12 protein-coding genes are annotated in these 12,276 nt (G+C 61.7%); 7 read left to right on the forward strand and 5 right to left on the reverse strand.

The window, feature by feature from the left end:
• Window positions 1-44: 44 nt before the first annotated feature.
• The 4 genes from bhcA (at window position 45) to bhcD (ending at window position 4,419) form a co-directional block, all read left to right on the forward strand.
• Entirely contained in the window at window positions 45-1,235 is a 1,191-nt protein-coding gene (gene bhcA / locus AC0KW6_RS13600) for an L-aspartate--glyoxylate aminotransferase BhcA (RefSeq protein ID WP_474035146.1), read from the forward strand.
• Window positions 1,235-2,203 carry a beta-hydroxyaspartate dehydratase BhcB gene (gene bhcB / locus AC0KW6_RS13605; RefSeq protein WP_474035147.1) on the forward strand — a complete coding sequence of 323 codons (969 nt, stop codon included), beginning with the start codon at window positions 1,235-1,237 and terminating at the stop codon, window positions 2,201-2,203. The genes bhcA and bhcB overlap by 1 nt, the downstream gene beginning before the upstream one ends.
• Before the next feature lie 16 nt (window positions 2,204-2,219).
• Window positions 2,220-3,383: a 3-hydroxy-D-aspartate aldolase BhcC gene (gene bhcC, locus AC0KW6_RS13610; protein WP_474035148.1), complete on the forward strand. Its 1,164-nt coding sequence runs from the start codon at window positions 2,220-2,222 to the stop codon at window positions 3,381-3,383.
• Between the two features lie 70 nt (window positions 3,384-3,453).
• A complete protein-coding gene (gene bhcD, locus AC0KW6_RS13615) occupies window positions 3,454-4,419 on the forward strand; it encodes an iminosuccinate reductase BhcD (RefSeq protein WP_474035149.1) in 966 nt (321 codons plus the stop codon).
• Window positions 4,420-4,487: 68 nt separating this feature from the next.
• Here bhcD and AC0KW6_RS13620 read toward each other — a convergent pair whose 3' ends face one another.
• From AC0KW6_RS13620 to puuE, 3 genes are all read right to left on the reverse strand, one after another.
• The gene (locus tag AC0KW6_RS13620; protein WP_323775746.1) at window positions 4,488-5,924 is read right to left on the reverse strand and encodes a uracil-xanthine permease family protein; all 1,437 of its coding nucleotides are present in this window, start codon (window positions 5,922-5,924) and stop codon (window positions 4,488-4,490) included.
• A gap of 68 nt (window positions 5,925-5,992) precedes the next feature.
• Entirely contained in the window at window positions 5,993-6,484 is a 492-nt protein-coding gene (locus AC0KW6_RS13625; RefSeq protein ID WP_323775747.1) for an ureidoglycolate lyase, read from the reverse strand.
• On the reverse strand, window positions 6,481-7,896 hold the full coding sequence (gene puuE / locus AC0KW6_RS13630) for an allantoinase PuuE (RefSeq protein WP_474035150.1): 1,416 nt from the start codon (window positions 7,894-7,896) through the stop codon (window positions 6,481-6,483). Before puuE ends, AC0KW6_RS13625 begins: the two co-directional genes overlap by 4 nt.
• Window positions 7,897-8,046: 150 nt before the next feature.
• Here puuE and uraH point away from each other — a divergent pair, with 150 nt between their 5' ends.
• Window positions 8,047-8,403, forward strand: a complete 357-nt coding sequence (uraH, locus tag AC0KW6_RS13635) for a hydroxyisourate hydrolase (RefSeq protein WP_474035151.1) — start codon at window positions 8,047-8,049, stop codon at window positions 8,401-8,403.
• Window positions 8,404-8,482: 79 nt separating this feature from the next.
• Here the strand turns inward: uraH and AC0KW6_RS13640 are convergent, their stop codons facing one another.
• Window positions 8,483-9,391, reverse strand: a complete 909-nt coding sequence (locus AC0KW6_RS13640) for a LysR family transcriptional regulator (protein ID WP_323775750.1) — start codon at window positions 9,389-9,391, stop codon at window positions 8,483-8,485.
• Window positions 9,392-9,495: 104 nt separating this feature from the next.
• Here AC0KW6_RS13640 and AC0KW6_RS13645 point away from each other — a divergent pair, with 104 nt between their 5' ends.
• A complete protein-coding gene (locus AC0KW6_RS13645) occupies window positions 9,496-10,755 on the forward strand; it encodes a urate hydroxylase PuuD (protein ID WP_474035152.1) in 1,260 nt (419 codons plus the stop codon).
• A 291-nt stretch (window positions 10,756-11,046) separates the two neighbouring features.
• Window positions 11,047-11,250: a hypothetical protein gene (locus tag AC0KW6_RS13650; RefSeq protein WP_323775752.1), complete on the forward strand. Its 204-nt coding sequence runs from the start codon at window positions 11,047-11,049 to the stop codon at window positions 11,248-11,250.
• Window positions 11,251-11,304: 54 nt separating this feature from the next.
• Here AC0KW6_RS13650 and AC0KW6_RS13655 read toward each other — a convergent pair whose 3' ends face one another.
• A complete protein-coding gene (locus AC0KW6_RS13655) occupies window positions 11,305-12,222 on the reverse strand; it encodes a LysR family transcriptional regulator (RefSeq protein ID WP_474035153.1) in 918 nt (305 codons plus the stop codon).
• Between the last annotated feature and the right edge of the window lie 54 nt (window positions 12,223-12,276).

Below are 12,276 nucleotides of genomic sequence, written 5' to 3' on the forward strand. Positions count from 1 at the left end.
CGCTCTCTCTTACAGTGAAGGAAATCGCCACAGGAGGGCACGACATGAGCTTTCAAAACCCGGTTTTCATCCCCGGTCCGACCAATATGCCCGAAGCGCTGCGCAAGGCAGTGGACATGCCGACGCTGGACCACCGCTCGCCGCTGTTCGGCCAGATCCTGCACCCGGCGCTGGCTGGCGTAAAGAAGGTTCTGAAAAGCGAGAGCGCCGAGATCTTCGTGTTTCCGTCGACCGGCACCGGCGGCTGGGAAACCGCGATCACCAACACGCTGAACGCAGGCGACAAGATCCTGGCTGCGCGCAACGGCATGTTCAGCCACCGCTGGATTGACATGTGCCAGCGACACGGGCTGGACGTTCAGGTGGTTGAGACCCCTTGGGGCGAAGGCCTGCCGGCGGATCGCTATGAGGAAATCCTGACCGCCGACAAGGGCCACGAGATCAAAGTGGTTCTGGCCACCCACAACGAGACCGCAACCGGCGTCAAATCCGACATCGCCGCCGTGCGCCGCGCGCTGGACGCCGCGGGCCATCCGGCGCTGCTGTTTGTGGATGGTGTCTCCTCGATCGCCTCGATGGACTTCCGGATGGATGAATGGGGCGTCGATATTGCCGTCACCGGCTCGCAAAAAGGTTTCATGCTGCCGCCGGGTCTGGCCATCGTCGGCTTCTCGCCCAAGGCAATGGCGGCTGCCAAGACCGCGACCCTGCCGCGCACCTTCTTTGATATCAAGGACATGGCTGCTGGTTACGCCAACAGCGCCTATCCTTACACGCCGTCTGTCGGATTGCTCAACGGTCTGAACATGGCCTGTGGTATGCTGCTGGACGAAAGGCTGGAGAATGTCTTTGCCCGTCACCACCGGATTGCCGAGGGTGTCCGCGCCGCGGTCCGGGCCTGGGGGCTGGAGCTGTGCGCCGTGTCGCCGGAGGTCTACTCCGACAGCGTCAGCGCCATCCGAACGCCCGAAGGCTTTGATGCGAACAAATTCGTCAGCCTGGCGGCGGAGAAATACGGCGTCGCCTTTGGCACCGGTCTGGGTGAGGTTGCGGGCAAGGTGTTCCGCATTGGCCACCTCGGCAGCTTGACCGATGTGATGGCGCTGTCGGGCATTGCGACCGCTGAAATGGTCATGGCGGACCTGGGACTGAACATCCAGCTGGGCTCGGGTGTTGCTGCTGCGCAGGACTACTATCGCGGCAACACCGCCAACAGCGCCAAGGCCGCCGCGTAATGAAGGATACTGCCATGTATATCCCGACTTACGAGGACATGCTGGCCGCGCATGAGCGCATCCAGCCGCATATCCGGCGCACGCCGGTGCGCACTTCGGCCTATCTGAATGAGCTGACCGGCGCCGAGCTGTTCTTCAAATGCGAGAACTTCCAGGAGCCGGGCGCCTTTAAGGTGCGCGGCGCCAGCAACGCGGTGTTCGGACTGGATGAGGCGCAGGCGGCCAAGGGTGTGGCGACGCATTCTTCGGGCAACCATGCCTCCTGCCTGTCCTATGCGGCGATGCTGCGCGGCATTCCGTGCAACGTGGTGATGCCGCGCACCGCGCCGCAGGCCAAGAAGGACACCGTGCGCCGCTATGGCGGCAAGATCACCGAATGCGAGCCCTCGACCTCCTCGCGCGAGGAGACCTTTGCCAAGGTGCAGGCCGAAACCGGCGGCGACTTTGTGCATCCTTACAATGACCATCGCGTCATTGCGGGGCAGGGCACATGCGCCAAGGAATTCGTCGAACAAACCGATGGCCTCGACATGGTCGTGGCCCCGATCGGTGGCGGCGGCATGATCTCAGGCACCTGCCTGACGCTGTCGACGCTGGCTCCGGAAACCAAGGTGATCGCTGCGGAACCGGAACAGGCCGACGATGCCTATCGCAGCTTCAAAGCGGGCTACATCATTGCTGACGATGCGCCCAAGACCGTGGCCGACGGGCTGCTGGTGCCGCTGAAGGAGCTGACCTGGCACTTCGTCAGCAACCACGTCAGCGAGATCTACACCGCCTCGGATGCCGAGATCATCGACGCGATGAAGCTGATCTGGAAGCACCTGCGCATCGTGATGGAACCGTCCAGCGCGGTGCCGCTCGCCACCATTCTGAAAAACAAAGATGCCTTCGCGGGCAAGCGCGTAGGCCTGATCGTCACCGGAGGCAATGTCGACCTCGACAAGCTGCCCTGGATGAACAGCTAAACTGGGGAATACTGATATGAACGCACAGACCAAATTTGACGACCTCGAAGTCGGCTATGATGTCCCGGCAGTGCCGGGCATGGACGAAGCCGACATCCAGACCCCCTGCCTGGTGCTGGACCTGGACGCGCTGGAGCGCAACATCAAGAAGATGGGTGATTACGCCAAGGCCCACGGCATGCGCCACCGGGTGCATGGCAAGATGCACAAATCGGTGGATGTGGCCAAGCTGCAGGAACGCCTCGGCGGCGCGGTTGGCGTCTGCTGCCAGAAGGTCTCCGAAGCGGAGGTTTTTGCCCGCGGCGGCATCAAGGACGTGCTGGTCTCTAACCAGGTACGCGATCTGCAGAAAATTGACCGTCTGGCCCGCCTGCCCAAGCTGCGCGCCCGCACCATCGTCTGTGTCGATGACATCGAAAACGTGGCCGATCTGTCGGCGGCGGCGCAAAAGCACGGCACCGAACTGGAAGTCCTGATCGAGATCGACTGCGGTGCAGGCCGCTGCGGCGTGACCACCACCGAAGCGGTTGTTGATATTGCCAAGGCGGTGAACGCGGCTGAGAACCTCAAGTTCACTGGCATTCAGGCCTACCAAGGTGCAATGCAGCACATGGACAGCTATGAGGACCGCAAGGCCAAGCTGGACATCGCCATCGCGCAGGTTGCCGATGCCGTTGAGGGCCTGAAGAAGGAAGGCATCGAGTGCGAGCTGGTTTCCGGCGGTGGCACCGGCTCCTACTACTTCGAGTCGAACTCGGGCGTGTACAACGAACTGCAGTGCGGCTCCTATGCTTTTATGGACGCGGATTATGGCCGTATCCTCGACAAGGACGGCAACCGGATCGACCAGGGTGAGTGGGAAAACGCGTTTTTCATTCTGACCCAGGTGATGAGCCACGCCAAGGCCGACAAGGCCATCGTCGATGCCGGTCTCAAGGCGCAATCGGTGGACAGCGGGTTGCCCTTCATCTTCGGCCGCGACGACGTGGAATATGTCAAATGCTCGGACGAGCATGGCGTGGTTGCCGACCCTGAGGGTGCGCTGAAGGTCGGCGAAAAGCTGCGCTTGGTGCCCGGCCACTGCGACCCGACCGCCAACGTGCATGACTGGTACGTCGGCGTGCGCAACGGTAAGGTCGAAACCGTCTGGCCTGTCTCGGCCCGCGGCAAAGCATACTGATCCACCAATCCCCGAACTGGCGGAGGTGCGCTTGCCGCCCTCCGCCTATTTTTGTTTAGGAGAAACAAATATGTACATCGTTCCAGAACAGGAAATCGCCGCTCTGATGACCCGCAAGGCGGCGTTTGACGCGGTGGAAAATGTGTTTGCCGCCATGGCAGCTGGCGACGCCTACAACTTTCCCGTTGTGCGTGAGGCTATCGGCCATGAGGACGCGCTTTATGGTTTCAAAGGCGGCTTTGACCGCGCCGGGCTGACCCTTGGTCTCAAGGCTGGCGGCTACTGGCCGAACAACCTGGAAAAGCGCGGGCTGATCAACCATCAGTCGACCGTCTTTCTGTTCGACCCGGACACCGGCAAGGTCAAGGCGATGGTGGGCGGCAACCTGCTGACTGCGCTGCGCACGGCGGCGGCGTCCTCGGTGTCGATCAAGCATCTGGCACGCAAGGACGCCAAGGTGATCGGCATGATCGGCGCGGGGCATCAGGCCAAATTCCAGCTGCGGGCAGCCTTGGAGCAGCGCGAGTTTGAAAAGGTCATCGGCTGGAACCTGCATCCGGAGATGCTGCCGAACCTGCAAGAAGTGGCGGATGAGGCGGGGCTGCCGTTTGAAGCGGTGGAGCTGGACGGCCTGCGCGAGGCGGATGTGATCATTTCGGTCACCTCGTCCTTTGACGCGATCCTGAAGGCGGATCAGGTCAGCCCCGGCACCCACATCGCCTGCATGGGCACCGATACCAAGGGCAAGCAGGAGGTCGATCCCCAGCTGCTGGTAGCGGCAGACGTGTTCACCGACGAGGTCGCCCAGTCCATCTCCATCGGCGAGGCGCAGCACGCGGTGGCGCAGGGCCTGATCACGGAGGCTGACGTCGCCCAGATCGGGGCGGTTATCAATGGCACCAACCCGGGGCGCACCTCGGACGAACAGATTACCCTGTTCGACGGCACCGGCGTGGGGCTGCAGGATCTGGCGGTTGCTGCCTCTGTCGTGGAACGCGCAGTTGAGGCCGGTATCGCCATCGAAGTCGATTTCTGAACCGGTTAGAATAGCAAATGAAAAGGGCGCCGCATTGGCGCCCTTTCTGTTTTCAGGATCCCCGCGTTTCAGGCGCGGTCTTCATGCGGCAATGATCCACGGCCCTGGCCGCTCATCCCGCCGGAGACTTCTTCGGTTGCTTCCCCCGTCAGTTCGACTGGCAGAAGCAGGTTCAGCACGATGGCAATCAGTGCTGCTGGCAGCAGGCCGCTGGTGAGCAGAATGCGGGCTGTTTCAGGCATATGCTGCAAGGCACCGGGTTCAAGCTGCAGGCCGAGGCCGATGGACAGCGCAATGGCAAAGATCACCATGTTGCGGCGGTTCCAGTCCACGTCGGACAGCATTGACACGCCGGCCGCGACCACCATGCCGAACATCACGATCACGCCGCCGCCCAGAACCTCGATCGGAACTGTGCGGATAACCGCACCGACTTTGGGCACCAGCCCGCAGATGATCAGGAAAATGGCGCCGCAGGTCACCACATGGCGGCTCATCACCCCGGTCATTGCAATCAGGCCGACGTTTTGACTGAAGGAGGTGTTGGGGAAGGCGCCAAAGAAGCCCGCAAAGGCCGTTCCCACACCATCGGCATAGGTTGCGCCTGCAATCTCCTCCACGGTGGCTTCACGGCCTGCGCCGCCCTTGGTCACGCCAGAGACGTCACCCACGGTTTCCACCGCAGAGACAAAGCTCATCAGGCAGAAGCCGATGATGGCCGCGGCAGAGAACTCAACCCCGTATTTGAACGGCTGCGGCAGGGCAAAGGCCGCTGCCCGCTCCCAGGAGCCGGAGACCGCCTCAAATGTCAGCATGCCGGTCATCAGCGCATAGATGTAGCCCACGATCAGCCCCAGCAGCACAGCCGAGACCGACAGCATCCCCTTGGAGAAAAACTTCAGCCCCAATGTCACCAGGATCACGACCAGCGCCGCCGACCAGTTCAGAAGCGAGCCGTATTCCGGCGTGCCAATGGCCGGAACCCCGCCCGCGGCGTACTGAATGCCAACCTTGACCAGCGCCAGGCCGATCATGGTAACCACCAGACCGGTTACCAGCGGCGGCAGGGCAAAACGGATCTTGCCGATCACCGTACCCAGCAGACTGTGGAAGATACCGCCGACAATGACGCCGGTGAAAAGGGCTGCCAGCCCGTCCACGCCCTTGCCCGCGACCAGCGGAATCATGATCGGCAGAAAGGCGAACGACGTACCCTGCACAATCGGCAGCGCCGAGCCTATGGGGCCAAGGGTAAGGGTCTGCAGCAGCGTCGCGATGCCGGCAAACAGCATCGACATCTGGATCAGGTACAGCAGTTCGGGGAAATCCGGCGAGTTGGAGCCGAAGCCGAACCCGGCGGCACCGGCAACAATGATCGCCGGTGTCACATTTGAAACGAACATCGCCAGCACATGCTGGATGCCCAGCGGCACCGCCTTGTGCAGGGGCGGGGTGTAGTTGGGATCGCGCAGCTGTTCTGGCGTCCCGATGGAAGTATCAACCATGTGTTCTCCTGTTGGTCATGGGGATCTTGCCGCTTCTTGTTTTTTTTGCTGGCGGCTTCTGGGAGTGGTCAGTCCGCGACCACAGTGAATGGCTCCTTGAACCAGTGTTCCTCAAGGTTCGGCGAGGTGCCGATCCGGTCGACAACAATGTATTGGCCGGGCGCACCCAGCGGCGCGAGTACCCCGTGCCAGGTGCCCTGGTGCAAGTTTATGGATTGGCCCGGCTGGCTGATAAAGGCCTGCAGGTTGACCGGCACGCCGTTGTCGTCATCCGCCACCACCACCAGCATCGGCACGCCGCTGACCGGCACGAATGCCTGGCTGCCTTCCGGGTGGCGTTCCACCATATCGACCTTGTGCGGCAGGTGGCGGGCCTTGGCATCAAACAGGCTGATGCCGGCCCGGCCGTCCGGGCCGAAATCCAGGGCTGCGCGATCGTGGTGACGGCCGCACATGCCCTGATTGATCATCTTGTCGGGCGCGCCGGCGACCTCGATCACGTCGCCATAAGGCGCAAAAGCCGCTGCCGTCAGCGTCTTTGCTGTCAGCAACCGGCTCACGGCAGCAGATCCTGCAGACGGAACTGGGCAATACGCTCAACCTGGCGGCAGGCCTCGTCGAACTCGGTCGCACGCTCATTGTGGATGCGGCGGTGGAACGCCTCCATGATCGACACCTTGTTGTGGTCGCGCACCGCGATGATAAAGGGAAAGCCGTGCTTCTCCACATATTCGGTGTTGAGCCGGGTGAAACTCTCGCGCTCCTCATCGGTCAGCATATCAAGGCCGGCACTGGACTGTTCCGAGGTGCTCTCAGCAGTCAGACGGCCGGCGGCGGCCAGCTTGCCCGCCAGATCCGGGTGTGCGGTCAGCACGCCCAGGCGCTCTTCCTCGCTGGCGGTGCGGAAGATGCGGCACAGCGCATTGTGGACACCTGCGGCGCAGTCATGCGCCGGGCCCAGCTCCAGATCAAAGGCGCGGTCGGCGATCCAGGGCGAATGCTCGAAGATCGAACCGAACTTGGTGACAAACTCTTCGCGGTCCATCCGGCTGGGGCGCTCGCCTTTCACCGGCGGATGGGTTTCGGCCCAATGCTTGGCAATCTCGATCCGGCGCGGGCACCAGACGCCCTCAAAGCCTTGGATGTAGTCGATAAAACGTTTAAGACCCGCAACCTTGCCCGGCCGGCCGATCAAGCGGCAATGCAGCCCGATGGTCATCATCTTCGGTGCACCGGCCTCGCCTTCGGCATAAATCACGTCGAAGGCATCCTTCAGATACTGAAAGAAATGCTCACCGGTGATCCAGCCCGGCGAATTGGCGAACCGCATGTCATTGGCTTCCAGCGTGTAGGGAATGATCAGTTGATCGCGGCCGCCGGTTTCCAGCCAATAGGGCAGGTCGTCGTCGTAGGTGTCGGAGATATAGTCAAACCCGCCTTCTTCGGCCACCAGCCGCACCGTGTTGGCGCTGCAGCGCCCGGTGTACCAGCCGCGCGGGCGCTCGCCTGTTACTTCGGTGTGCAGGCGCACCGCCTCGGCGATGGCGGCGCGTTCCTCCTCCTCGGCCATGTCCTTATGCTCGACCCATTTCAACCCGTGGCTGGCGATCTCCCAATCCGCATCCTTCATCGCTTGCACCTGCTCGGGCGAGCGGGCCAGCGCGGTGGCGACGCCATAGATGGTCAGCGGAATGCCGACGCCAGTGAACAGCCGGTGCAGCCGCCAGAACCCGGCCCGCGAACCGTATTCATAGACCGATTCCATGTTCCAATGGCGCTGGCCGGGCCATTGTGCGGCGCCGGGAATGTCGGAAAGAAAGGCCTCCGAGGCCGCATCCCCGTGCAGGATACAGTTCTCACCGCCTTCTTCATAATTCAGAACAAATTGCACGGCGGCTTTGGCCCCATTGGGCCACTGCGGGTCAGGTGCGTCAGCACCGTATCCGCGCAAGTCACGAGGATAGCGCGTCACGTCAGGTCTCCTGTCTTTTCATTATCTATATAACAAAACAATCACGTTCGGCTTTCAGTATATTTTTGAAAGAACTTTTTGACTCTTCCTTCTGTATGCAATGGGCTGAACAGCGCATACCTATGGAAACAGTTTAAATAGGAGGCTGGCATGACCGGATTTCTGACCACCCATGTGCTGGACACCGCCCGCGGCTGCCCGGCGGAAGGGCTGAAGATCGATCTCTACCGGATCGAGGGCAGCGAGCGTAGCCGTCTGCGCAGCCTGACCACCAATGATGACGGGCGCACGGATGAGCAGATCCTGCCTGCGGTTGAGTTTGCCACCGGCACCTATGAGCTGGTGTTTCACGCGGGCGGCTATCTGCGGGCCACCGGGCAGGCGGGCGCCGACCCGCTGTTCCTCGACGAAGTGCCGCTGCGCTTTGGCATAAGCGAGGCGGACAGCCACTACCACGTGCCGCTGCTGCTATCGCCCTACGGCTATTCCACTTACCGCGGCAGCTGAGTCGCACTCCCCAAGATACCTCTCCTCCCGCTCGGCATCTGCCGGCGGTTCCCGCCCCAAGCAATTGGGGCGGGCTTTTTCAGTCTGAGGGGAGGGAGGCCTGGATGTGATCAACCATGAAGTCCATGAACAGCCGCGCCTTGGGGTCCTGGTGGCGGCGGTGCACATAGAGGCAAGCCATCTGAATCGGGATCGGCGGCTCCTCTGTCAGCACCGGCACCAGCCGGCCGGAGGCGAGGTGCTCTGAAATCTCGAACACCGGCTTCAGGATAATCCCGTGCCCGTCCAGCGCCCAGCTGGTCAGCACATCGCCGTGATCCGATTCAAACGGCCCCGTAACGGTCACCCGCTTGACCCCGTCCTGGCTGCGCAGCGGCCACTGAAACTCCGGCGCGCCGGGATAGCGGAGGTTCAGGCAGTCATGCGCGTCGGTCTTCAGCTCCTCACTGTTTTTCGGCTGTCCGCGCTGCCTGATATAGTCGGGTGAGGCGCACAGCACCCGCCGGCAGTCAGCGATCTTGCGGATACGCAGATTGGAATCCTCCGGCACGCCCAGGAAAAACGCCGCATCCAGCCCCTCCGCGGCCAGGTCCAGCTTGCGGTCCGACATCCGCAACCGGATCGAGATCAGCGGATAGGCTTCCTTGAACATCGGCACGGCGGGCGCAACCAGGCGCTGCCCCAGCCCCAAAGGCGCCGCCACATAAAGGGTGCCGCGCGGCGTCTGGGTCACGCTGCTGATATCGGCCTCAGCCTCATCCACCGCTTCCAGGATCTTGACCGCGCCGTGGTAAAACAGGTTGCCTTGCTCGGTCGGGTTAAGCAGCCGGGTGGTGCGCTGGAACAGCCGCACGTTCAGGTGATCCTCCAGCTGCGAAATCCGCGACGACGCAACCGCCGCTGAAATCCGCATGTCCCGCGCCGCGGCGGACATGTTGCCAAGTTCATAAACCCGGACAAAGGTACGGATGTTGTCGAGATAGGCCATTCAAGTATTCTTTGCGTTATTTTGAAACAGCTTGGATTTTTTACCTAATACATGAAAATAGCGGCATGCTCTAGTCTTGGGTCAAAGCTTATGAGGAGAGAACAATGGAAGAGCTTGTGATCATGTGGGACTGGCTGGGCTTTGCGGTCCGCTGGCTTCACGTCATCACCGCCATTGCCTGGATCGGATCGTCCTTCTACTTCGTCGCGCTGGACCTAGGCCTGCGGAAGGTTCCGCATCTGCCGGTCGGCGCGCACGGCGAGGAATGGCAGGTCCATGGCGGCGGTTTCTATCACATCCAGAAATACCTGGTGGCGCCGGAAAACATGCCGGACCATCTGATCTGGTTCAAATGGGAAAGCTACGCCACCTGGCTGTCAGGTGCTGGCCTGTTGATGATCGTCTATTGGGCCGGCGGCGAGCTGTATCTGATCGACTCGACCAAGGCCGATCTGGCCCTTTGGCAGGGCATCCTGATTTCCGGCGCCTCGCTGAGCATCGGTTGGCTGGTCTATGATGCCTTGTGCAAGTCGCCCCTGGGGGAAAAACCGACCTTCCTTATGGTGCTTCTGTTTGTGCTGCTGGTCGCAATGGGCTGGGGTTACAACCAGATCTTTACCGGCCGCGCCGTGATGCTGCATCTGGGCGCCTTCACCGCGACGATCATGACGGCAAACGTCTTTTTCATCATCATGCCGAACCAGCGCATCGTGGTGAAGGACCTGCAGGAAGGCCGCACCCCGGACGCGAAATACGGCAAGATCGCCAAGCTGCGCTCGACCCATAACAACTATCTGACGCTGCCGGTGGTGTTCCTGATGCTGTCCAACCACTATCCGCTGGCCTTTGCCACCGAGTACAACTGGCTGATCGCGGCGCTGGTGTTCCTGATGGGCGTGACCATCCGCCATTACTTTAACAGCAACCACGCGGGCACCAGCAACCCGACCTGGACCTGGCCGGTAACCGCGATCCTGTTCATCGGCATCATGATCCTGAGCCAGGCGCCACTGCAGCAGGACACCTATGAAGAGTCCGAAGCACGGGAGCTGAGCAAGAGCGAGCAAGTCTTTGCCAGCAACCAGTATTTCGAGGATGTGATGAATGTGGTGCCGGGCCGCTGTGCGATGTGCCACGCGCGGGAGCCCTATTATGACGGCATCCGCCGTGCGCCCAAGAACGTGCTGCTGGAGACACCGGCCGATGTGGCGAAACACGCCAAAGAGATCTACCTGCAGGCCGGCGCAACCCAGGCGATGCCGCCTGCCAATGTGACCTATATGGAGGACGAGGAGCGCGCATTGATCCGCCGCTGGTACGGCAGCGCTTCTAAGGATCTGCCGTTCGCGCTGGCTGCGAACTGAAGCAGAACCGATTTGCAATCCAAATGGCTCCGCCCCCGTGGCGGGGCCATTTTTACTTCCGGCACCACGTGTGCACTTCCCATGCAGCAAGACCGTAGAAGCAAACAGCCCCGCCATGTGTTATACTGATGCAGGGTTTGCCCAATTGCGCCGGATAGCCAAGGCTGGCTGGCTTGTTCTGCCACAGCGTCAATCCCTTTCGGGCATCCTTCCCCAGGCGGTACAAGCCGGGAACTAGCCGTTGGGACCGCGGCAAAACTGCGGGATTTGGACGTTGATGGAGGTAACACAATGCTCAGGAAGACCATCGCTTTTGGATTTGCACTCTGCACCACCCTTGCTGCCTGCGGTGACACCACTGGCGAGCAGCTGGTCTATGGCGCGGGCGCCGGTGCGGCTGGTGCTGCCGTGCTGGACGGTAACCTGGTGACGGGTGCCGCCGTCGGGGCTGCCGCAAACCTGGTTTACTGCAAGGAAAACCCGCACCGCTGCTGAGGCGCGGACATTTGACTGAAGAAGGCGGGCCAATGAAGCCCGTCTGTTCGCTTGCTAATTTCCCGCCTCGCTCCGCCGGAAGGCAGCCAGCCCGTGTTTCACTGCATGGTCAACAAACAGGCGGATCTTGGGGTCCTGCAGTTTCCGGTGCGGATAGAGGCAGCCGAAAATGGTTGGCTCCGGCGGCGTTTCCCGCAGCACCTCGACCAGCGCGCCAGAGCGCAGATGCGCAGCCACGTCAAACCGAGGCTTGTTGACAATGCCGTGCCCCTCCAGCGCCCAATTGGTCAGCACATCGCTGTCGTCGGCATCGTATTTCCCTGACACCTCCAGCTTGCGCGGCCCATCCGTCGTGTCCAGCGTCCAGAAATATTCCGGCGAGCGCGGGTAGCGTAGCAGCAGGCAGTTGTGGCCGACTAGCAGATCCTCCGGCATCTGCGGCGTCCCGTGCCGCTCAAGATAGGCCGGCGCGGCGCACAGCACCCGCGCGCAATTGGCGATCTTTCGCATTTTCAACGTGGAATCATGCGGAGTGCCGATGAAGAACGCCACGTCTAGCCCGTCGGCCAGAATGTCGACCTTGCGGTCCGACATCCGCATGCGGATTTCTGTGGCGGGATACGCCTCGACAAAACCGGGCACCAACGGCGCGATGATACGGCGGCCGACACCCAGCGGCGCGGTCACCCGGATCACCCCGCGCGGCGCCTCGGAGAACTGCGAGACCACCGCTTCTGCGTCCTCAATCGATTCGAGGACTTTCTTCGCCTCGGCATAAAACAGCTTTCCGGCTTCGGTCGGGGTCAGCGATCTCGTGGTCCGGTTGAACAGGCGGACGCCAAGGTGCTTTTCAAGCTCCTTGATCCGCTTGCTGGCCACCGCCGGAGTCAGCCGCAGATCACGCCCGCCGGAAGTGATGCTGCCCAGCTCGACGACTCGGGCAAAGACCCGCAGGGATTCCAGATAAGACATGGTTCACAGTCCTTTACGGGGCGCCTTTGCTGCTTGCCCTTTGCGGTGGCAGGG

The organism is Leisingera sp. SA215, from assembly GCF_055902035.1.